Annotated in this window: 21 protein-coding genes, 1 other RNA gene, 1 pseudogene and 2 other annotated features; of the genes and pseudogenes, 10 read left to right on the forward strand and 13 right to left on the reverse strand. The window is 43.7% G+C overall.

All coding sequences use genetic code 11. The annotated features are described in order from the left end of the window. Positions 1–295 precede the first annotated feature (295 nt). The 5 genes from AC1U9Z_RS08125 to hisS form a co-directional block, all read right to left on the reverse strand. On the reverse strand, positions 296–730 hold the full coding sequence (locus tag AC1U9Z_RS08125) for a putative toxin-antitoxin system toxin component, PIN family (protein WP_479956856.1): 435 nt from the start codon (positions 728–730) through the stop codon (positions 296–298). After that, positions 708–995: an AbrB/MazE/SpoVT family DNA-binding domain-containing protein gene (locus AC1U9Z_RS08130; RefSeq protein ID WP_479956858.1), complete on the reverse strand. Its 288-nt coding sequence runs from the start codon at positions 993–995 to the stop codon at positions 708–710. The genes AC1U9Z_RS08125 and AC1U9Z_RS08130 overlap by 23 nt, the downstream gene beginning before the upstream one ends. Before the next feature lie 329 nt (positions 996–1,324). Then, positions 1,325–1,513: non-coding RNA, 6S RNA (gene ssrS, locus AC1U9Z_RS08135), on the reverse strand. Between the two features lie 165 nt (positions 1,514–1,678). Then, positions 1,679–3,481 (reverse strand): aspartate--tRNA ligase, encoded by a 1,803-nt coding sequence (gene aspS, locus AC1U9Z_RS08140; RefSeq protein ID WP_479956860.1) that lies wholly within the window; start codon positions 3,479–3,481, stop codon positions 1,679–1,681. Between the two features lie 84 nt (positions 3,482–3,565). After that, positions 3,566–4,825: a histidine--tRNA ligase gene (gene hisS, locus AC1U9Z_RS08145; RefSeq protein WP_479956862.1), complete on the reverse strand. Its 1,260-nt coding sequence runs from the start codon at positions 4,823–4,825 to the stop codon at positions 3,566–3,568. An 86-nt stretch (positions 4,826–4,911) separates the two neighbouring features. Beyond that, positions 4,912–5,142 (reverse strand) — a binding site (T-box leader). A 155-nt stretch (positions 5,143–5,297) separates the two neighbouring features. Here hisS and AC1U9Z_RS08150 point away from each other — a divergent pair. Then, positions 5,298–5,591 (forward strand): DUF896 domain-containing protein, encoded by a 294-nt coding sequence (locus AC1U9Z_RS08150; protein ID WP_333531199.1) that lies wholly within the window; start codon positions 5,298–5,300, stop codon positions 5,589–5,591. Between the two features lie 24 nt (positions 5,592–5,615). Further along, complete coding sequence (locus AC1U9Z_RS08155; protein WP_479956864.1) at positions 5,616–6,332, forward strand: HAD family hydrolase; 717 nt, start codon at positions 5,616–5,618, stop codon at positions 6,330–6,332. Positions 6,333–6,494: 162 nt separating this feature from the next. On the opposite strand, the gene AC1U9Z_RS08160 is transcribed toward AC1U9Z_RS08155, so the two are convergent. The 6 genes and pseudogenes from AC1U9Z_RS08160 to AC1U9Z_RS08185 all read right to left on the reverse strand — a co-directional run bounded on the left by AC1U9Z_RS08160 (position 6,495) and on the right by AC1U9Z_RS08185 (position 10,182). Then, entirely contained in the window at positions 6,495–7,169 is a 675-nt protein-coding gene (locus AC1U9Z_RS08160; protein ID WP_479956866.1) for a flavodoxin family protein, read from the reverse strand. 4 nt (positions 7,170–7,173) lie between these two features. Continuing rightward, on the reverse strand, positions 7,174–7,524 hold the full coding sequence (locus tag AC1U9Z_RS08165) for a GIY-YIG nuclease family protein (protein WP_479956868.1): 351 nt from the start codon (positions 7,522–7,524) through the stop codon (positions 7,174–7,176). Positions 7,525–7,552: 28 nt separating this feature from the next. Beyond that, positions 7,553–7,792: pseudogene (locus tag AC1U9Z_RS08170) on the reverse strand (DUF6530 family protein); the annotation flags it as partial. Positions 7,793–7,867: 75 nt separating this feature from the next. Beyond that, positions 7,868–9,301 carry an MATE family efflux transporter gene (locus AC1U9Z_RS08175; protein ID WP_479956870.1) on the reverse strand — a complete coding sequence of 478 codons (1,434 nt, stop codon included), beginning with the start codon at positions 9,299–9,301 and terminating at the stop codon, positions 7,868–7,870. Positions 9,302–9,333: 32 nt separating this feature from the next. After that, on the reverse strand, positions 9,334–9,684 hold the full coding sequence (locus AC1U9Z_RS08180; protein WP_479956872.1) for a GIY-YIG nuclease family protein: 351 nt from the start codon (positions 9,682–9,684) through the stop codon (positions 9,334–9,336). A gap of 18 nt (positions 9,685–9,702) precedes the next feature. Continuing rightward, complete coding sequence (locus AC1U9Z_RS08185) at positions 9,703–10,182, reverse strand: DUF6530 family protein (protein WP_479956874.1); 480 nt, start codon at positions 10,180–10,182, stop codon at positions 9,703–9,705. A 158-nt stretch (positions 10,183–10,340) separates the two neighbouring features. Further along, positions 10,341–10,587: a binding site (T-box leader), on the forward strand. Positions 10,588–10,743: 156 nt separating this feature from the next. Between AC1U9Z_RS08185 and aroF the strand changes: the two genes are divergently transcribed. The 6 genes from aroF (at position 10,744) to AC1U9Z_RS08215 (ending at position 17,355) form a co-directional block, all read left to right on the forward strand. Then, positions 10,744–11,760, forward strand: a complete 1,017-nt coding sequence (aroF, locus tag AC1U9Z_RS08190) for a 3-deoxy-7-phosphoheptulonate synthase (protein WP_479956876.1) — start codon at positions 10,744–10,746, stop codon at positions 11,758–11,760. 134 nt (positions 11,761–11,894) lie between these two features. Then, the gene (gene aroB / locus AC1U9Z_RS08195; RefSeq protein WP_479956878.1) at positions 11,895–12,959 is read left to right on the forward strand and encodes a 3-dehydroquinate synthase; all 1,065 of its coding nucleotides are present in this window, start codon (positions 11,895–11,897) and stop codon (positions 12,957–12,959) included. Between the two features lies 1 nt (position 12,960). Continuing rightward, positions 12,961–14,226, forward strand: a complete 1,266-nt coding sequence (gene aroA, locus AC1U9Z_RS08200) for a 3-phosphoshikimate 1-carboxyvinyltransferase (protein ID WP_479956882.1) — start codon at positions 12,961–12,963, stop codon at positions 14,224–14,226. Continuing rightward, complete coding sequence (gene aroC / locus AC1U9Z_RS08205; protein ID WP_479956884.1) at positions 14,216–15,292, forward strand: chorismate synthase; 1,077 nt, start codon at positions 14,216–14,218, stop codon at positions 15,290–15,292. The genes aroA and aroC overlap by 11 nt, the downstream gene beginning before the upstream one ends. A 16-nt stretch (positions 15,293–15,308) precedes the next feature. Next, on the forward strand, positions 15,309–16,451 hold the full coding sequence (locus tag AC1U9Z_RS08210) for a bifunctional chorismate mutase/prephenate dehydratase (RefSeq protein WP_479956886.1): 1,143 nt from the start codon (positions 15,309–15,311) through the stop codon (positions 16,449–16,451). A gap of 139 nt (positions 16,452–16,590) precedes the next feature. Further along, positions 16,591–17,355 carry a MerR family transcriptional regulator gene (locus tag AC1U9Z_RS08215; protein ID WP_479956888.1) on the forward strand — a complete coding sequence of 255 codons (765 nt, stop codon included), beginning with the start codon at positions 16,591–16,593 and terminating at the stop codon, positions 17,353–17,355. 202 nt (positions 17,356–17,557) lie between these two features. Here AC1U9Z_RS08215 and AC1U9Z_RS08220 read toward each other — a convergent pair whose 3' ends face one another. Both AC1U9Z_RS08220 and AC1U9Z_RS08225 read right to left on the reverse strand, forming a co-directional pair. Then, positions 17,558–19,324: an oleate hydratase gene (locus AC1U9Z_RS08220; protein WP_479956890.1), complete on the reverse strand. Its 1,767-nt coding sequence runs from the start codon at positions 19,322–19,324 to the stop codon at positions 17,558–17,560. Between the two features lie 153 nt (positions 19,325–19,477). Beyond that, positions 19,478–20,044 carry a TetR-like C-terminal domain-containing protein gene (locus tag AC1U9Z_RS08225; protein WP_479956892.1) on the reverse strand — a complete coding sequence of 189 codons (567 nt, stop codon included), beginning with the start codon at positions 20,042–20,044 and terminating at the stop codon, positions 19,478–19,480. Between the two features lie 246 nt (positions 20,045–20,290). On the opposite strand from AC1U9Z_RS08225, the gene AC1U9Z_RS08230 reads away from it, so the two are divergent. After that, positions 20,291–20,980, forward strand: coding sequence for a response regulator (locus AC1U9Z_RS08230; RefSeq protein WP_479956894.1), 690 nt, complete (start codon positions 20,291–20,293; stop codon positions 20,978–20,980). Then, positions 20,973–22,379 (forward strand): HAMP domain-containing sensor histidine kinase, encoded by a 1,407-nt coding sequence (locus AC1U9Z_RS08235; RefSeq protein ID WP_479956895.1) that lies wholly within the window; start codon positions 20,973–20,975, stop codon positions 22,377–22,379. Before AC1U9Z_RS08230 ends, AC1U9Z_RS08235 begins: the two co-directional genes overlap by 8 nt. Positions 22,380–22,399 lie beyond the last annotated feature (20 nt).

Raw genomic sequence — 22,399 nt, forward strand, 5'->3', positions numbered from 1 at the left:
AACAATATATCCTATTATACCACAATACGCGCCAATGCGCTATATATATTTGCATTAATTTGCAAAATAAAAAAGCCCTAAACACCTGTGATTACTGGGTTTAGGACACTGTATATTAAAAGGTAACTGCAAAACTATGGATCCTTAAAAACGGGAGAAATAAAAAAACACCCTCAAAGGTGTTTTAATAACAAATATGAAAACCCCGCCGTGCCGTGTGCGTACCCAAGGTTTTTTGAACCTGTTCTCGAACAGGTGGGTGCCCTTCCGCATTTTCCTGTTTCCTTATACAAAGCTAAGTTACAACGTCAATATTCTTTAACAATTCTCCTGGAGAGTATGCTTTTATATTTAACGATGAAAAATCTGCCTCAAGAAAATGTTTATCCAGACTGACTAGATAATCTACTTTGGAATTTATAGCCGCTGCCAGAATATCCGCATCTTTTTTATTGATTAGCCTTTCTGCCTCTTTCAACAGTTCATCTGTGGGATCTGCTAACTCAAAGGGTAAGATTTTAAACAAACTATGATAATGAGGTAAACAATATGGTAGTTTCTTTTCAATATTCCTGACAACCTCTGTTACTACTTTTTCTGAAATCACTGGAATTATCAGACCCATTTCACATAGAGACAGAAGCATGTTGGAAGCACCTTCCGGAGAAGCCAAACCAGCAATCAACACGCTACTATCAAAAAAAACTTTACTCCTCTTTAATGTACGCATGTTTTCCCTCTCGCAAGTCTGCCAGTAGCTCATTAATATCTACCTTATATTCCCCCATCCCTTCATTGACCCTTTGGGCCAGTTCCTTAACTACACTTTTTTCTGGAGTTGCTATCATAACTTTGCCAAAGTGGTATACTTCCAAAACAGTATCTTCTTCAATGCCAATTCTATCTCTATATTCAGCAGGAATCGTAAACTGCCCCTTTCCCCTTACCCGTACTTTTTTCGGTCTAAAAGAGTTAACTGTCATTTTACCTTCCATGAATCCCCCTCCATTAGTAAGAAAATAAGAAAGTAATACTTTCTTATTTTCTATTTTACATTATTTATTCAGAAAAACCAATGTAATTTTCAGAATAGTTTTTTTAAAGGGGGGGGACATACCCTTAGCCTTTAAAAATTACAGTAGTCTATACTAAGCGCAAATTTTATCACCGTCAGCAGAATGATATGACAAATCGTTGACTAAAGCTATTTTCAATCTCGGGGCAGAACATAACAGCAGGATACTGCATTTATCCACAGTTTTTGAAAAGCATCATTTCCTAAACAATAAAAAACACCTTCAAAAGGTGTTTTAATAACAAATATGAAAACCCCGCCGTGCCGTATGCGTACCCAAGGTTTTTTGAACCTGTTCACGAACAGGTGGGTGCCCTTCCGCATTTTCCTGTTTCCTTATACAACGTAAGGTTTACATTCCCTTGCGTGAAACCGAGCTCCCGTTTTTCAAAATGTTGGCTCAAAACCCCAGATAAGCCACGCACAAAGCAGGGCAAAGGACTTGTAAAAAGAGTAACTTATTTGTTTATTATGTTAACACAACAAGGGTGGTTTCGCAAGTCTGTGCAAGACTTCATGGCTAAATAATAGCCATCACCTACATTACAAACCACCGATATTCACCAATGGTGCCTGACACCATTGGTGAATAAGCAGCATGAACTAATTACTTTTTTTAACGGTTGCGGTGCTGCGTATATGAAGCTCTGCCAATTGGGCGGGGTCTACCACATCTGGTGCCTGGGTCATTAGACAGGTTGCACTGGCGGTTTTGGGGAAGGCAATGACATCGCGGATGCTGTCTTTTCCTGCCAATAACATAACGAGACGATCCAGGCCAAAGGCAAGGCCACCATGGGGGGGAGCACCATATTCAAAGGCCTCCAGCATAAAGCCAAATTTTTCTCTGGCTTCTTCCTGGCTAAGTCCCAGGGCTTTAAACATAAGTTCCTGGACTTCCCTGCGGTGGATACGAATACTGCCGCCACCGATCTCAACACCATTTAATACCATATCATAGGCCCGGGCCCGTACCTTGCCGGGATCACTCTCCAGCAGAGACAGATCCTCTTCCACCGGTGAGGTAAAGGGGTGGTGCATGGCAAAGAAACGTCCTGCTTCCGCATCATACTCCAGCAAGGGGAAATCGGTTACCCAAAGGAAATTCCACATGCCTTCTGGAATTAGCTTGAGACGTTCTGCCAGATGAACCCGCAGTGCTCCTAATGCTGCAGCCACCACCGCTGGTTTATCCGCTACAAATAAGAGCAGGTCACCTGGTTTTGCTTCCAATTTATCTTTGATAGCAGCTACCTCTTCTGCCGTAAAGAACTTGGTGATGGGTGATTTTACAGAGCCATCCTCATTCATAATAAAGTAGGCCAAACCCTTTGCTTTATACACAGCCACATAGGCAGTCAAGTCATCAATATCTTTCCGTGAGAAGGCAGCACAGCCCTTGGCATTTATCCCTTTGACTTGGCCGCCGGCCTCGGCCGTGCTGTTAAATACCTTAAAACCACATTTGGCAGCAATGGGTGTGATATCCCTTAGCTCTAGACCAAAGCGAGTGTCCGGCTTATCGGAACCGTAACGATCCATGGCATCCTGATAGCTAAGGCGTGGGAAAGCCGCACGGACATCCAGGTCAAGGGTGTCTTTGCATACCTGGGCAATCATTTTCTCCATTAGGCCCATCACATCTTCCGCTTCCACAAAGGACATCTCCAGGTCGATCTGGGTAAATTCCGGCTGGCGATCTGCCCGTAGGTCTTCATCCCGGAAACAACGTACGATCTGGAAATAACGTTCCATACCAGCTAACATTAAAATCTGCTTAAATAGCTGGGGTGATTGGGGCAAAGCATAAAATTTACCGGGGTTAACCCGGCTGGGAACTAAGTAGTCCCTGGCACCCTCGGGTGTACTTTTGGTCAACATGGGAGTTTCAATTTCTAAAAAGCCGTTTTGGTCAAGGAAATCCCGAATACTCTTGGCGGCCCTGTGCCGCAGGATCATCGATCTTTGCATATCTGGACGGCGCAAATCAAGGTAGCGATAGCGCAAACGCAGGTTCTCATCCACATCAATATTATCTTCGATATAAAAGGGTGGTGTTTTGGCCCGGTTTAGCAAACGTAAGGTATGAGCATATACCTCCACTTCCCCGGTGGACATATTCGGGTTAACTGTTCCCTCGGGGCGGCTGTTTACCTTGCCAACCACCGCCAGGACATATTCATTTCTGACCGCCTCGGCCTTTTCAAAGGCTTCCTGGTTAACATCCGGACTAAAAACCACTTGCACAATACCAGAACGGTCCCTTAAATCAACAAAGATTAAACCACCGTGATCCCGGCGTCTCTGTACCCAACCCATTAATACAACTTCTTGACCTTCATGCTGCCTTTGTAACTCACCGCAATATAACGTGCGCTTAAGACCATTCATCGTTTCAGCGGACATCTGTATTTCCTCCAATGCTTCTTTGGTATATGAATTATTTGACTAGCCTTAGCCATTCGCTGGCCCAAGGCCCATCGCCCATGGCTATCTTCTTTCTTGAATAAACGCTACCAAGTCCCCCAGGGCTACTTCCTGTTGTTCGCCAACCCGCATATCCCGTACCACGGCTACGCCGCGGTTGTATTCCTCTTCGCCCAGGATGATTACCAGGCGGGCAGCCAGTTTGCCGGCATATTTCATCTGGGCCTTCAAACTGCGGCCTAGAAAATCCTGCTCGGCTGCAATACCCTGTTGTCTGAGACTCTGTAATAAGCCAAAGGCTTTTTTGGCTACTCCACCGCCGGCAATTGCTATAAACACCTGCGGCCCCCGAGCGATAGGGAAGACAATACCCTGACGCTCCGCTGTCAGCAGAATACGCTCCAAACCTAGGGCAAAACCAATACCGGGAGTTGCCGGGCCGCCGCATTCCTCAATTAAGCCATTGTAGCGGCCACCACCTCCGATGGAGCTCTGGGCACCAATATCCCGGGTCATAATTTCAAAGGCCGTGCGGGTGTAATAATCCAACCCCCGGACCAAACGATTATTGACGGTATAGGAAACTCCCACTTCATCTAAGTATCCCTTCACAGCAGCAAAATGATCTGCACAGTCAGGACATAGTACATCCAGTGTTGTGGGGGCATCTTGGCCAAATTCTTGACATTTTTCACTTTTACAGTCCAAAATGCGCAGGGGGTTTCTTTCATAACGCCCCTGACAATTGAGGCAAAGATTTTCTAAATGGGGTTTAAAATATTCCTGTAGTCTTTGTCTTAAAACGGGACGACATGCCGGACAACCAACACTGTTAAGATGCAGTTCCAAATTTTTTAATCCGATGCGTTGATAAATATCCATCGCCATGGCAATTACCTCTGCATCGATGGCAGGATCGTTGGAGCCAAAGACCTCTACGCCGAATTGGTGAAACTGGCGATACCTCCCTGCCTGGGGCCGGTCATAACGAAACATGGGACCGGTATAATATACTTTCACTGGTTGTGGCAAGGCATAAAGCTTGTTCTCCACATAGGCCCTTACAGTGGAGGCAGTACCTTCGGGCCTCAAGGTAATGCTGCGGTCCCCTCGATCGGTAAAAGTATACATTTCCTTTTCCACTATGTCGGTGGTTTCGCCAACCCCTCGGGAAAATAGCTCTGTATGCTCAAATATCGGCGTGCGAATTTCTCCATAGCCGTATTCCCTGCAAACCTGCCCTGTTAGTTGTTCAAGGAACTGCCATTTTTCCACTTCCCCTGGTAAAATGTCATTGGTTCCTCTGGGCCTTGTTATTAGCACTGATGTAAAACCTCCTTGTAACAAGTTAGAAAAGCCTGATCGTATTCGAAAAAAACAAAAACCCGTCCTTGGCATGCCGACGCATGGCCAGGGACGGGTTTATTCCCGTGGTGCCACCCTGATTGAACAAAAAAATGTTCCTCTCAAGTCGACTGTTAACGGTGTCGCTCCGTACCAGCCTAATCGGATATTACCCTTTCGGTGGTCACTCCCGGGTGTTCTTCAGCAATGAGTCCTTATAGAAGAGCTTTCAGTCTAGGGCCCTTCCTCCCTGTGTAAGCTATCTCAATGCCTACTCTCCCGATCATCGATTTCTACACTTATAAACCTGAGAATTATTTTATTCAATTGAAGAAACTTTGTCAATGTTACCGGGTTGAAAGATGGCGAGATGTGTCATAATATTATTAGTTGAGGACAAATCGTTGCCAACTTGTTCCTGCTCACTCGGACATGATATACTAAATTTGAGGTGATTTCCATTATTACGAAAGAATTAGTCGATCGAATCAACGTATTGGCCCGTAAACAAAAGGCCGAAGGTCTAACCCCAGCAGAAAAAGAGGAACAGCATCAGCTACGCCAACAGTACCTGGCTGGAATCCGTGGACAAGTCATAGACCAACTCTCAAGAATTAAATATGTCGAGGATGAAAACAACCCGAACAGCAGCTGTGGCTGTGGCGGACACCACCACAAAGATAATCATAAAAAGGGTGGCTGCGGTTGTGGCAACCATCACGATGACAAAGATCACTTACACTAGAAGAAAACCAAGGGCGGAGGAAAAATGTATAAAACAATACTCTTTGATTTGGATGGCACCTTACTGCCAATGGATTTAGATTCTTTTTTAACTAATTATTTTGGACGGTTGATGAAAGCCTGCTCCCATTTACTCGATCCCCAGCAGTTGCATCAAAATATCTGGGCAGCAACCGAGGCAATGATCCGTGACAACCGTGCCGATAAAACAAATCAGAAGGTTTTTATGGAAGATTTTATGCCCCGGTTTAATCTGCCAGAGGAAGCAATTATGCCTTTGTTTGACCAATTTTACGCCAGTGAGTTTACGGAACTGATCCAGTGTACCAGCCCCACTCCTCTTGCCAGACAGATTTGCCAGGAACTTGTGGCCAAAGGCTATCAGTTGGTACTAGCTACCAATCCGATCTTCCCCGATGCGGCCACCGCCCATCGGATGCGCTGGGCTGGTATCGACGACATTTCCTGGGCCCTGGTAACCACCTATGAACATTGCCATTTTTGCAAACCCAACCCCAATTACTATAAGGAAATTTTGCAGCGGGTCGGTGCCAAAGCGGAAGAAACTCTGATGGTGGGAAACGATGTAAAAGAGGATTTGGTGGCGGGAAAATTAGGCATTGATACTTATTTAGTTAAAGATAACCTAATTGACCACGGTCAAAAAGACTACGAGGCTGATTTCGAGGGTCGACTTGAGGATTTTATGAATTTTGCCAAACAATTACCGAAAGTAAAATAATAAGTTCGTCCTAAGCAACTCCCCGGGTGTAGGCCATGAACCCTAGGGAGTTGCTTTATGAATCAAGCCTTGGGCATTTATCCTATCCCTTTTATCCTTGTACTGTCATTCTATATCCCGAAGAACCCTCCCGGATGGGCTGGGTTCTTCGCTAATAAGAATCTATGCTGTGGCAAAAGGAGTATCCAGCAGTTTTTTAGTTTTTTCCGTAATCTGACCTTTTGCTGCAATTTCTCTGCCTGCATTTTCTACAACAAGCAAGTATTCAGCTACCGCTGCACTTATTTCTTGGGGGGGATCCATTAAATACTTACCACGGGTTACATAAATCTCCCCCAGTGATTCCATTCCCATATTATGTGAAAATCTTTGATACCAATGTGCTAGAACCTCAAAGGTTTCCTTGTTCGGAAAACCACAGGTGGAGATCATCATCAGCTTTGGTGATGGAGGCATTTGCTGCTGTTGGGTAGACACGTCCTTTGGTGTTGCCTTACTGTATGAATATGGGTTAGCTACCATCGTCAATCTATCGATAAACATTTTTAACAGGCTGGTCATATTTTCGCAATACACAGGGGTAGCCAGTATAATAACATTTGCATCTCCCAATTGTGCAATAATCTCAAACATATCGTCTTTAATAACACATTGTCCTGGCTTTTCTGCAAACCAACAGGTCGTGCAACCCGTACAGGGATGAATGCTTTTTTCTGTTAAGAAAACATTTGTAGTTTGCGCTCCTGCTTCCTCCGCACCCTTTAATAGTGAACTTACAATCACATTTGTATTGCCTTTTCTACCCTTCGGACTTCCATTTATGACAACAATTTTCATCTTTTCATCCCCTAAAAAAGGCCATGCCTTCCTTGGCCAATTTTTCTTCCCAGATCATTTTTAGCAGAGTCAAATCATCTTTATAATCTGTTTTTGTTTCATCTTTATCATATTCAAGGTTTTCCAGAACCTCGATGGTAAAGGCATCTTCACCAAGATCCTGCCAGGCCCTTTGTAATTCTCGGTTACGGTGAGAACCATTCCTTAATTGAAATCCGGCACTGTTAATCTTGCCCTTCAAATTTGGCGTTTCTTCAATAAGACATTGCTTACCATCCTTTAATCGAATAATGACCACACCCATCGGGGGTTTCATTTGCTTGTATTGTTCCTTTAATTCCTTTTTTCTTTCCATCAACTATCACCTTGTATTTTATTTTCCAATATCCCATTTCTTTTAATATTCTAGACAGTGTTTTTAAACGCTCACCGATAAGCTCGTCATCATCACTGAGAGCCTGGCTAAATAATTTAATATCTTGATCAATTTTTTCATTGTCGGTACAAACTGCTACGGTCATGGCATCCCCCTGTAAACCGACTCTATCGATGACGGGTTTTTCAGGATCATATAATTTTTCATAGCGGTAGGACTCACGGAAATGAAGCTTTGCCCCGCAAACCGTTTCCTAAGTCAACGGGAGTGTTGCAATAACAACACGCCCGTTAACTTAGCTATTTTTATAGGATTAGAGAGGTTAATTGATCAGTCGCGTGATGCTCTTCTTCTTCCAGGACCAGTGGTAATAGGCATATTGCAAAACTAAACTAACCAGGAATGCTGCGGGATAACCGACCCAAATGCCTTGGATGCCAAGGGTCGTAAAGGTGGACAAATAATAGGCAACTGGAACTTCGACACACCAGATTGAAGCAATACTAAACAGTGTGGGCCACAGGACCGTCCCACTGGCCCGCATGGTGGCGGTAATAATCTGAGCGTGGCCAAAAATCAAGTAGCTCCACAGGGTGATCATGAGGAGACTATGGGCAATCTGCAGAGTGTTCTCATCGGTTAGGAACCAGGATAAAATATTTTGGGAAAATAGATAAATCAATACAATAATAACGCCACCGATAACATAATTGAGCAAAATCCCTGCGCGAATCACGTCTTTGAGGCGATTAAGCTGATTGGCCCCGATGGATTGCGAGGCGAATATGGAGACGGCTATACCCAGACTGACCGCTGGCATCTGTACATAACTGACAACCTGGTTTACAGCACCATAGGCTGCTGTGGCATCCGAACCAAATCGGTTGACAAATGTAATAACAGCAATTTCAGCAAGTGATACCAAGATCATGTTGATACTAGATGGAATGCCCAGGCGCAACAACAATTTTAATATACTAAAGTCAATCCGCAGGTGCTGCCTTACGGAGGCATCAAATTGCAATGGGTGGTTGACTTTACCAAGGTATATGACCATCAAAATAAAGGTAACAACCGTCGATATCACGGATGCGTAGGCTGCCCCATAGAGGCCAAACTTGGGCACACCTAACCAGCCAAAAACCAAAATCGGCAACAAGATCAGGTTTAGTACCGTGCTAACTACCAGGGTATAGAAGGGCGTTTTAGAATCTCCTGTACCGCGCAAAAAGGTAGTGTAAGCAAAATATAAAAACATGACTGGCATAGACCAAAACAAGATCCGGGCATAATGGACACTGCTGTCAATGATATTGGACGGAGTTCCCAGCAAACTCAGGATATCCCTGGTGAATATGCCGGTGCATAAAGAAAGGACGAGGCCCAAAAGAAAAGTGAAGGAAAGTGTCGTCCCGACGATTACCTTCATCTTTTCCTCATTCCGTGCACCATAGGCCTGACCAATTAAAATTGAGCTGCCCGCCCCAATACCAATGACAAAAGACATTAACAAAAAGAAGAGCGGAAAGAAGGCTGAAATAGCGGCCAAAGCGTTAACCCCAAGCCACCTGCCGACAACAATGCTGCCAGCCAGTTGGCCCACCGATTGTAATATATTACTAAGGATTAGTGGTACGAGAAAAATAAGCATTGAGTGCCATACCGGTTGACCGCCAAAATTTTGTTTGTGGTGGGAAAGGGCTGCTTCCCCGTCTGTTTCCGGCGGTTTCTCAATGATTGCTGGCGATTTATCCATTGTTGTAAAATAACTCCCTTTATTAAATAAACTTATTTTTTATAAAACGCCATACCTGCTTGGGTCAATTTATCTTCCCAAATCATTTTCAGTAAAGCTAATTCCTCTGTGTAATCGGTTTTCGTTTCATCCTTGTCATATTCAAGGTTTTCCAGTACCTCAAGGGTAAAGGCCCCTTCGCCCAGATCCTGCCAGGCCCTTTGTAATTCCCGGTTGCGGTGGGAACCATTTTTTAATTGAAAGGTGGTACTGTTTATTTTGCCTTTTAAATTTGGCGTTGCCTCAAGATAACATTTATTATTGGCATGACAACGAATAATGATAATCCCCATGGGTGGTTTCATTTGCCGATATTGTTCTTTCAATTCCTTTTTTCTGTCCATTCAATTACACCTTGCTTTCTAATATCCCATTTCTTTTAATATTCTAGATAGTGTTTTTAAACGCTCACCGATAAGCTCGTCATCATCACTGAGAGCCTGGCTAAATAATTTAATATCTTCATCAATTTTTTCATTGTCGGTACAAACTGCCACGGTCATGGCATCCCCCTGTAAACCGACTCTATCGATGACGGGTTTTTCAGAATCATATAATTTTTCATAGCGGTAGGATTCACGGAAATGAAGCTTTGCCCTACAAACCAGAATTGCCAGATCAAGGACCCGGTGCAAAGGTAATTCCTCCGATTGTCTGGACCATTTTCCTCCGGTATGCCGCCATACCTTAGCAGAAATATCAACCTTGCCGCGGTCATTCCACTGGGCTAACCCTAGGGAAAGTCCCTTGGCATCGGTGTTATAGGCATATCTGCCATCAACGTTTTCATAATTGTCAGATACGATGACGGGTTTATGTTTTAGATTCGTTGGTATTTTCATTTTTTCCCTCCATTTTCATTTTACTAAACTAGTTAATTAGTGTTTTACTAAATTACTGATTTATAATAATACTTTTCATGCCTAATGTCAATATATCAAGATAATAAAGATTGACGGGTGCCGGCCCATTATGTTAATATCAATTTCAACAGAATAATTCAAAAACGATGATGGAGAAAAGTAGATCAATTCCAACCTTACAGGGAGAAGAAGTCGAGACTGGAAGCTTCTTTATGGCATGGTTGATTGAAGTTCCCTCCGGAGTTGCTGTTCTGAATTTTCAGTAGGGACAGACGGGTTTTCCGCCGTTATCAAGGAAGAGGTATCGGATGAACAGTCCCGTACCGGTAAAAGTGGCCAACGCAATTAGGATGGTACCGCGGATAATGATTCTCCGTCCCTTGAGGATAGGAGGTCTTTTTTATTTTACCGGCAACCTGTTTTTCCCGTACCTAATTGAGGTGGGCTTTGTTAGCCAATTTGGGTGGTAACGCGGATATAACTCTCCGTCCCTTTGTCGGGATGGGGAGTTTTTTTATTTTAAAAACAGGAGGTTAAAAAATGATTGTAACACTTAAGGGAAATAATCCAGATCCAAAAAAAGTTGAACTTCTTACTACTTGGCTGGAAGGCTTGGCTATCCGTACACATTTTATCGTTGGCCAGCACCAGACCGTCATCGGTCTGATTGGTGATACCAGTGTTGTTGATATTGATCTGATCAATTCGCTGGACATCGTGCAAAATGTTCAGCGAATTCAAGAACCCTATAAAAAAGCAAACCGCAAGTTTCACACCGATGACACAGTCATTGATATAAATGGCATTAAACTAGGAGGAGGTAACTTTCAAATCATTGCCGGCCCCTGCTCTGTTGAATCCCGTGAACAAATTTGTTCAATTGCCCAAAGCGTTAAAGCGGCCGGAGCAACCATGCTGCGCGGCGGTGCATTTAAGCCCCGTACCTCACCATACTCTTTCCAAGGAATGCAGGCCGAGGGAATTGAACTCTTGCTTGAAGCAAAAAGACTAACGGGTCTGCCCATTGTGTCAGAACTTATGAACATCTCACACTTACCGCTATTTGAGGAGGTAGATGTGATTCAGGTCGGTGCCAGAAACATGCAAAATTTCGAACTGCTGAAGGAGCTTGGCATGATCAAAAAGCCAATCTTACTTAAGCGGGGTTTAGCCAATACCTTGGAAGAGCTGCTGATGAGTGTGGAGTACATTATGGCGGGCGGCAATGAAAATGTTATTTTATGTGAAAGAGGTATTCGCACCTTTGAAACAGCAACTAGAAATACCCTTGATATATCAGCGATTCCTATACTGCACAATAAGACACATTTACCTGTCATTGTTGATCCAAGTCATGCCGCAGGGATCTCCAGTCTGGTCAGACCTCTTTCAATGGCTGCCATCGCCGCCGGAGCAGATGGATTAATAATTGAGGTTCATAACGATCCGAGTCAAGCTCTTTGTGATGGACCACAATCCCTAACCCCTGAGGCCTTCGATCATTTGGCCGGTGATGCACACAATGTTTTACAGTTGATGAGGGGATTTAAGCAATAAACCGTTATGGCCGGTCTTGATCTAATTGGGCCCATGTCGTTTCAAATAACGATGTTGGGAGCAAACTAACACCGAAGCACCGCTGGAAAAATAAGCAAGGAGTCCAGGGTAAATTGAAGAAACGGGGATTTTCTATGAAGCTAGTTACCGTTAACGCATCTAAGAGCTATGAAATCATCATTGAACAGGGAATTTTGGCTAAGGCAGGTCAGGAGACAGCCAAAAGAATCTCCGCTTGCACTGCTGCAATTGTCACCGATAATCTTGTAGATTCACTTTACGCAGATGTGGTCTGTAAATCTTTACAAGAAAACGGCTTTTCTGTTTGTAAATTTGTCTTTACTCATGGAGAAGGTTCCAAAAACCTTACCGTCTTCGGTCAAATTCTTGAATTTTTTGTCCAAAAACAATTGACTAAATCAGACCTTGTGGTGGCTTTGGGAGGTGGGGTGACCGGAGATATAGCCGGCTTTGCCGCTTCTGTTTATTTGCGCGGCATACGGTTTATGCAAATTCCTACCACCTATTTGGCAGCCATTGACTCATCGGTTGGGGGTAAAACAGCCATCGACCTGGCTTTAGGGAAAAATCTTGCCGGTACATTTTATCAACCCAGCCTGGTGCTTTGCGACCCTGACAGTTTTGCCACTTTACCGGAAAAAGTTTTTGCCGACGGCACAGCCGAGGCTATCAAATACGGCGTTTTAGCGGCTCCTAAGCTGTTTGACAAACTGGCCCAGGGCCAGGCACAGCTTGACCTGGTAAACATTATTGAACAATGTGTAAAGATTAAGCGTGATTTGGTAATGAGGGATGAATTTGATAATGGTGATCGCCAATTGCTTAATTTCGGACACACCATCGGTCACGCTATTGAGCATTGCAGCGGCTATCGAATCACCCATGGCCATGCTGTTGCAATGGGCATGGTGATCATTAGTAAAGCAGCTTGGCACTTGGGACTTTCAGCCCAAGACTGTTCTGAACCGATTAAAGCAGCGTTGTTAGCAAATAACCTGCCGTTTTCGTCCCCTTTTACCGCTGAGCAGCTGGCACTGGCAGCCCTCCTTGATAAAAAGCGCCGCCGGGACAATATTACACTGGTTATTCCCATAAAAATAGGGCAATGTGTCCTACATAAAATACCGCTTTCTTCTCTGTATTATTTCATTAATCAAGGAATTCTTGAGGAGGCATAACATGGATCTTCGTATCACACCAACAGACTTAAAGGGTAGGGTTGCAGTAACTCCCTCCAAATCAGACGCCCATCGCATATTGATTTCGGCTGCTCTGGCAAATCAGCCGACCCTTGTCAAGCTTAGTTCCTACTCCAAGGATATCCATGTAACAATGAACTGTCTAAGGTCCCTGGGAGCAAAGATAGATGCTGATGCACCCGACCTTTTGCACATTACACCCCTTTGGCCCAACCGGGTTGGGGCCGCGGATCTTGATTGCGGTGAAAGTGGCTCAACCTTCCGTTTCCTGCTTCCACTGGCGGCAGCACTGGGTGTAACTGCCACTTTCACTGGACATGGCAGACTGCCGGAACGCCCAATTCAACAACTTATTGACCAGCTCCAAAGTCACGGTTGTCAATTTGATCAGACCAAGCTTCCCTTCACCGTTCAGGGGAAAATAACCGGAGGGCATTATACTTTGCCCGGTGATGTCAGTTCACAGTTTATCTCCGGCTTGCTGTTCGCATTGCCGCTGCTAGCAAAAGACAGCCTTATTGTTCTCACCTCGCAGTTGGAATCAAAGGGATATGCCAAAATGACAATGTCGACTCTAAAAAAGTTTGGAGTTGAGGTCGAAGAACTTGCCGCTGGATATCACATCAAAGGCAGACAAAAATATCTCTCACCACAACAACTTCGTGTTGAGGGTGACTGGTCCAACGCTGCTTTTTGGATCTGCGCAGGGGCCCTGCAGGGTAGTGAGATCCTCTGCAGCGGCCTTAACCAAGCATCCGTTCAAGGTGATAAAGAGATCATCAACCTACTAAAGGGTTTTGCTGCCAACGTTTCTTTACTAAAAGACACCGCCCACTCCATTGGCAAAACCCTACGGGGCCAATGCATTGACGCTGCTGAAATTCCCGATTTGATCCCCATTATTTCAGTGGTCGCTGCAGCGGCCCAGGGGACAACAGAAATATATAATGCCAAACGACTACGGATCAAAGAAAGTGATCGCCTGGCAGCAATGGCTGAAAATCTAGTACGGCTTGGCGCAGATGTTACCGAAAAGGAGGACGGACTGATCATCCGTGGCGGCAAACCCCTCCGGGGTGGCAGTGTCAATGGTTTTGGCGACCACAGAATCGTCATGTCAATGGCTATCGCCGCCAAACTTTGTCAAAGGGAACTGATCATTACAGGTGCAGAGGCAGTTGAAAAATCCTACCCGCAATTCTTTGATCACTATAAAATGCTCGGAGGAATCGTCGATGTCATTTAATTTTGGAACCAATGTGAGGATTTCGGTATTTGGACAATCACATTCTGAGGCCATAGGCGTTGTGCTGGACGGCTTACCGCCAGGTGAAGAAATAGACCTGGCACGGGTACAAAGCTTTATGTTACGCCGTGCACCCGGCCAAAATACATTTTCAACCGCACGACGGGAACCTGACAGAGTAAAAGTCATCAGTGGTCTCTTAGCCGGTAAGACCTGTGGCTCCCCCCTTTGTGCCATCATTGAAAATACGGATTGTAAATCAGCCGATTATGCAAATATCTTCGATGTCCCCCGGCCCTCCCATGCCGATTATTGCGCCTATATGAAGTATGAGGGAGCCAATGACATCCGTGGCGGGGGCCATTTTTCCGGACGTCTAACCGCTCCCCTCTGCTTTGCAGGTGCCCTTTGCCTGCAGATTTTAGAGCGTCGCGGCATCTTTATTGGGGCACATATTCAATCAATCGGCGAAATAGCAGATAAATCCTTCGACCCTGTGTTGGTTGAGGCAGCGGAGCTGACAGCCGTTGCAAATAAGCACCTTGCCGTGCTTGACGATACCATTGGCCAACAGATGCTTGAACAAATCGAGCTTGTCAAAGGCCAGGCTGATTCCATTGGCGGCGTCATTGAATGCTGCGCTGTGGGTGTTCCCGTCGGGCTTGGCGAACCGATATTCTGCGGCCTGGAAAATAAACTGGCTGCTGCTGTTTTCGCAATTCCCGCTGTCAAAGGAGTGGAATTCGGCACTGGCTTTGCCTCTTCTAAACTACGGGGTTCACAAAATAATGACGCGTTTTACTATGATGACAATGGTCTGGTAAAAACAAGGACCAATCATCATGGCGGTATTTTAGGGGGCATTGCCTCCGGGATGCCTATCCTTATGCGCATTGCCTTTAAACCAACACCGTCTATTGGTCTGCAGCAAAGCTCCATTTGTCTCTCCCAAAAAACCAATACGACGATTTCTATCAAAGGAAGACATGATCCCTGTATCGTGCCGCGGGCAGTTCCCTGTGTCGAGGCGGCCATGGCCATAACTTTGCTTGACCTATTAATATAGATAAGGAGACAAAACAATGAATTTAAACGAACTAAGAAAAGACATCCATGAAATCGATGTACAATTAATCCAATTGTTTATAAAACGGATGAACCTGGCGGCGGAAATTGCCAAGTATAAAATCGAAAATAATCTGCCTGTTTTAGATCATGCCAGAGAACGAGAGGTATTAAACCTCGTTGCCGAACTTGCCGGAGAAAAAATGGAATCCTATTCTAAGAGGCTGTTTAACACCCTGTTCGACCTGAGCAGAGCCTATCAAAATCAGCTTTTCGCCAATAAATGTCAACTTGCAGAGCAAATTAATACAGCAACCTGTGAGATGACAAAGCACTTTCCATTAAAAGCAAGTGTTGCTTGCCAGGGTACCGAGGGTTCTTATTCACAACAAGCCTGTGATAAACTTTTTTCATCGCCAAGGCTGGCATTTTTTAAAGATTTTGAATCTGTTTTTCAGGCAGTTGAAAAAGGTTTGTGTGAATACGGTATTTTACCGGTTGAAAATAGTTTAACAGGTACGGTTTTACCGATATATGACCTCATGGAAAAATATAAGTTCTATATTGTGCGCAGTACTAGACTAAAAATAAATCATACTCTCCTGGCCAAGAAAGGCGTTGCTTTAGCTGATATTAGAGAAATAATTTCCCAAGAACAGGCAATCAAGCAATGCAGCCAATTTATCAGCAACCATCCACAAATAAAGGTCACACTATTTAGCAACACCGCAGCAGCGGCAAAGTATGTAGCCGATTCTGGTCGAACCGATCTTGCAGCAATATCCTCGGAAACCTGTGCACAACTATATAATCTTGACATTTTAACCGACAATATTCAAAACAGGGAAAATAATTACACCCGTTTTATCTGTATCTCAAAGGATCTGAAAATCTATCCCGGGGCAAATAAAATTAGCCTGATACTTTCCCTTGAGCATAAGCCCGGATCACTTGGTACCTTGCTTGGAAAGTTCTCCTCACTGGGTTTCAACCTGACCAAGCTGGAAAGCCGCCCCATCACCGGAAAGGATTTCGAATTCATGTTTTACTTTGATTTTGAGGCTCCTATCTATTCAACTGAAACGGTAAATTTACTTTGCGAATTGGTAGGCAGTCATGATAAATTTATTTTTTTGGGGAGTTACAGCGAAAATTACTAGGGGAGAATTAACGACTCCTATCATCCATGGATAGTTTCCTTTGTAAGACTCATGGGCAAACTTCTGTACTAGGAAGCCTCTGACCATTGACATTGACGTTACGTAAACCTGTATAGTTGTCTTGTCAGGAGGTGATGACATGGAATACACCATACAAAAGCTAGGTCAACTGGCAGGTATCAGTACTCGTACACTGCGGTATTATGATGAGATTGACCTTCTTAAGCCGGCAAGAGTCAACTCTTCGGGTTATCGTATCTATGGCCAGGCTGAGGTAAACAGGTTGCAGCAGATTCTTTTCTACCGGGAACTTGGAGTAAATTTGGAAAGCATTAAAGATATTTTAACTTCGCCTTCCTTTGATGAAGTGCAGGCTCTAAGGGACCACCGTGAGAAGCTTATCGAAAAAAGAGTGCAATTAGATCTATTGATTGCCAATGTTGATAAAACAATTGCCTTAACTGAGGGGAGAACTACCATGGGTGATAAGGAAAAATTTGCAGGCTTTAAGCAAAAATTAGTTGATGATAATGAAAGGAAGTATGGCCAGGAAATCCGAGCCAAATATGGCGATGAGGTTGTTGACAAGTCAAATGCCCAGGTGATGGGTATGTCACAGGCAGCATATGAGGAGGTTACCAGATTAGAAAAAGAATTTTTCGCTACACTTCATGCTGCCATGAAAACCAATGATCCAGCCGGGGAGCTGGCTCAAAAGGCAGCCTACTTGCACCGGCAATGGTTAAGCTATTTTTGGCCTAGCTATACCAAAGAAGCCCATGCCGGGGTCGCCCAGATGTATGTAGATGACCCAAGATTTACTGCTTACTATGATAAGCAGCAACCGGATACAGCAGTATTTTTAAGGGATGCCGTATTAATCTATACTGGTGTGAAGGCATAGTATTTTCAACCAGGATGGGGACCTTTCCATAAGCCCGTAGCAAGGTACGGCCTAAAAGCATGTCCCCGCTTGCGTTACCGTAAATTTTTGAGAATAGCAGGCCTGCTATCCTCAAAAATAAAAGAACCACTAATTTTCTATAAAATAAACAGAAAAGGGTGTCAAGTGGTCTTGAACCGTCCACTTGACACCCTTTTATCCCTTAAATTACATGATAGCGTTTGAGTAAATCTTCAATTACCGTTCCTGAAATCTTTTTCAAAGCCCTCTTTTCCAGCAGGTTTATGATAAATGGCATCTTCCTATCGATAAGTTTTTTGCCGTCCATCATCTTTGAAGTGGCGTCCAGCAGTACCCGAATATCGTAACAAGAAGCAAAAACCTCCGGTACGCCACGATCTACGTCCAGTAAGGTGTAAACAGCCTCCATTGCTGTTCTTACTGAATATTCGGTGGTGAATACCGTATCCCTTACTGTGTCGGCAAACTGCCCGATAAAGGCAAAGTTTACACAACCATCGGGAACAACCTTGGGTCGATCACCCTTGGCCCTGGGCATAAAGAATGCCGTGATATATGGCATCATACATGGAATACAGCGAGCGGATTTGGCCATGTCAGGGATTTCAGACTGGGGCACTCCCAGGTGGTATAACCATTCCTCTGTAATCTCCCTGCCGGTACACTCCCTCATCGGCTTTTTAATATAATTGCCGGGAACATCGGTGAATAAGCCATATAGCCAGACTACCAGTTGGTCTTTGGGCTGCGCTTTAAAATGCGGCTGGCGATTTAAGGTATAACTCATCAGCCAGTTTGAGTCTTTTACAGAAACAATCCCGCCTGTAACTACCTTGCCGCTAAAGGGATCCCTTTGGCAAACCTTCTCAATATATGGTGGAATTCTGTTATCAAGGGTGGTAATCGTAGCGGACTCCCAATTTGTTAATTTTGTATTGGTGCAGAATTTATCAGGCTGACCAAAGGATGGATCCTGCTTGGCAATGTTTCTCCATAGTTCCCAGCAGCCTCCCACAGCATCATTAAATGCCGGAGCATGATGATCATCACCCAAGGTAGAGTTTTCTGTGCAACTGCCGTTAGTAACAAAGACTAAATCATTTTCTGTGAGGTCGATGTATTCTGCCTTGCCACCACGCTGATAAACAATTTTAGTGGCAACCTTTTTGTCCTTCTGAATAGCAAAAATAACATTGGTTACCTTGGTATCATATTGAATCTGCACGCCATGCGCATCCAGATATTTTATCATCGGCAGAATGAGTGACTCATACTGATTGTACTTGGTAAATTTTAAAGCCGAAAAATCAGGCAAACCTCCAATATGGTGAATAAATCTTTGAATATATAGTTTCATTTCCAAGGCACTATGCCAATCCTCAAAGGCAAACATGGTTCTCCAATATAACCAGAAGTTAGAAGTGAAGAATTCCTCTGTAAATACATCTGTAATCTTTTTATCATCTAAATCTTCATCACGGGTAAAGAATAGCTTTACCATTTCCATTGCTGCCTTATCACTTAGCTTGAATTTTCCATCTGTGTGGGCATCCTGACCGTTATTTACGGTTGCTCTCATCCGTGAATAGTTGGGATCCTTTTTATTCAACCAATAAAACTCATCCAAAACAGAGGCACCTTCTATTTCAAGTGAAGGAATGGAATGAAATAAATCCCATAGGCACTCAAAATGGTTTTCCATTTCACGACCGCCTCGAATAATAAATCCCTTTTCATTATCGTGTATGCCATCACAGGCCCCGCCGGCTATACCCATTTCTTCCAAAATGTGAATGCGCTCACCCTTCATCTGGCCATCCCGGATCAAAAAACATGCTGCTGCAAGGGAGGCTAAACCAGCTCCAACCAGATATGCGGATTTTTCATCTACACCCACTGGTTTTTGAGGACGAGCAAATGCTTCATAATTCCCATTGCTATAGTACATTGCGGCTACCTCCTGATTAAATTTTAAATTCTATCTTGCATTTACATCATAGAAAATATTTGAAAGGCTCACAATAAACAATATCAGCCCTGTGTCGAAACTTTCAACACAAGGCTGATATTGTAAAAAAACTATACAACAGCTTCTGTTTGTTTAAATGTGACGCTTGGCTCCAAATTTCTTCAGTGCCCCAGTAATATCTCCATGCATAAGGGTGCTTAATCGGTCAATAATAGCGGCTGGTTCTTCCTTCATCCCCGTGCCAATCCATTCCAGCATAAGTCCCACAAAGGCATATTTATAAAAATGTGCGATAAACGACTTATCCTCGTTCCTCACAGCCATACCAGATGCCTTTTCTTCCACCACCCCAATTAAAAGCGCATATACTTCTTTATAAAGGTAGTATTCCAGGTGTTCTCTACTAATGGAATGATACGTGTTCATTACAAAGGCTTTGTTTTCCAGTACATATGTGAAAACCTGTAAAAAACCCTGTTGCCATGTATCATAAGTCCTTTTTCCAGCCAGTGCCTTGGCAGCTTCACTTGAATAAATCCATTCAATGAGGTTAAATATGTCCTTAAAATGGTAATAGAATGTCTGCCTGTTCACTTCGCAATCTTCAACGATATCAACGACCGTGATTTTATCAAGGGGTTTTTCCCTTAGTAATTTTTTTAGCGATGCGGCCAGTGCCTTTTTAGTTGTTTGTGCCATAAAAACGCCTCCAACTCGATTACCCTGAAAGCAAGCCTAACTTCCCGTAGCACTTCTTATACTTTTGTCCGCTCCCACCAAAAAATATTCGAATATTTGGGGTCGGCTTGATGAAATACAGTTATGAATTTCTTAAGAAAATCTTTAGAATTTCCACAACAGGCTCTAAAGAAAGTATCTTTATGATTATACCTATCACAAACTAGGGAAGAGTCCTTTTAGGGTAAATAAAAAGAAGGTGACTATGTGACAGAAAAAATACAGATCCTGGTGGTTGATGATGATGCAGAAATTCGTGAGGTTATCCAGGCATTTCTTAGAAATGAAGGTTACCGGGTCTTACAGGTTGAGAACGGTCTCCAGGCCCTTACCATACTAAAACAAAATCCGGTGGATTTAATTATTTTGGATGTTATGATGCCTCACTTGGATGGTATTCAGGCCTGTCTGAAAATACGTCAGATCATGCAGATCCCCATTATCATGCTTTCGGCCAAGGGCGAGGATATGGATAAAATTATGGGTTTAACCTCAGGCGCTGACGATTATATGATCAAACCCTTTAATCCGTTAGAACTGGTGGCGCGGGTCAAAGCACAATTAAGAAGAAACAAATTACTGCATCAGCAAACAGGAGAAAATGCAATTGCAATCGGTGATTTACTGATTCTACCGGACCGTCATGTGGTGAAGCTACGGGAACAGGAAATAGCCTTAACTCCTTTAGAATTTAAAATTCTCCTACTCATGGCAAGTCATCGCGGGCAAGTATTTAGTGCCAAGCAAATCTATGAATCTGTTTGGGGAGAAGAAGCCCTACAATCCGAAAGTACGGTAATGGTACACATCAGAAATATTCGGGATAAAATTGAGGTAAATCCCAGGGAACCCCAATACATCAAAACCGTATGGGGGGTTGGTTATAAAATTGTCTAAACCGCACACCTCTCTACGTCTAAAACTGCTGGCTACTTTCGCCATTTGTTTATTTTTAAGCTTTGTTTTTTTCTATATTCTGGACTACATTACCCGTGATCTCCGGGCGGAATACTACCCAAGCTACGTATCTAGTAAAGCTGTCGTTAATGGCCAGGCAGAGTTGATCCAGAAGAGACTTCCCCATTTGAATGAACATCAGAAGATAGCCTTATTTTTAGAGGAGGTTGGTGACCGGGAGCCGAGGCTAAGGATATATCTTACGGACGTGCACGGAAAGGTCTTGTATCATTCCACCGGCACTTCTGAGAGTACCCTGAACATTCACCGGATACTTTACACCACTCAAAAATCTCTCCAGGAACCTGCCCCCGGTAAACCCTATGCGGTGGTTAAACCCGTAATTTTAAATGGTCTGGACTCATTTTTGGTGGTTGCAGGTACCTTATATGCTGAACCTGGTGTAAATTATAAATTCAATCCCCTGCTGAACAGCACAATTTTTGTAGCTATTTTCCTCCTACTCTTTTACTGGTTTACCCGAAATAAAATACGGCAAATACAGGCCATCAATAATAGTTTACAGGAAGTGGCAAATGGTAATCTACAGGTACGTTTACCCTTATCCAGTCAGGACGAACTTGGCAATCTGTCGCACAATATTAACTTTATGGCTCAACAGCTACAGGAAAAAATAGCTCGGGAAAAAGCAGTTGAAAAGTCTAAGCTCGATTTGATCACCAATATTTCTCATGATTTACGAACACCACTGACCAGTATTATTGGATATTTAACACTGCTTAAAGAAAAAAACTATCAAGATTCAGGCGAACTAGAGCATTTTATTGCCAGTGGCCACAACAAGGCCAACCAGCTAAAAAAATTAATCGATGATCTATTTGAGTACACCCGTCTTAGCGATGGTAATATTAATCTGGACAAACAATCCATTGATTTGCGGGAAATGCTGGAACAAATGGTGGTAGAGTTTGATCCCCTGGCCGACCAACAAGGCATTTTGATCCAGTGTGAAATAGGCAAAGACCCTGTACAAGCAGCTGTTGACCCTGACAAGCTAGCCCGCACTTTGGATAATTTACTGATTAACGCATTAAAATTTAGTGTTAAGCCAGGAGCAATCAGGATAACGCTAAAAACGGATGGCAAATGGGTATTTATAGCGGTGGCTAATAAAGGTCTGGCCATGACCAAAGAACAAGAAGGCGAAGTATTTGAACGCTTTTTTAATATCAATAGCACACTGGACAGTGGAGCAATGCCCAGCAGCACCGGTTTAGGCTTGTCCATTGCTAAAAATATAGTGGAACTGCACAATGGCAAAATCTGGCTGGCGCGTAAAGATAATTATTATGAGTTTATCATTAAACTACCCCTTTAGCCGCATTACCAGATCACAAG

The sequence above is a fragment of the Desulfotomaculum sp. genome (genome assembly GCF_982386235.1).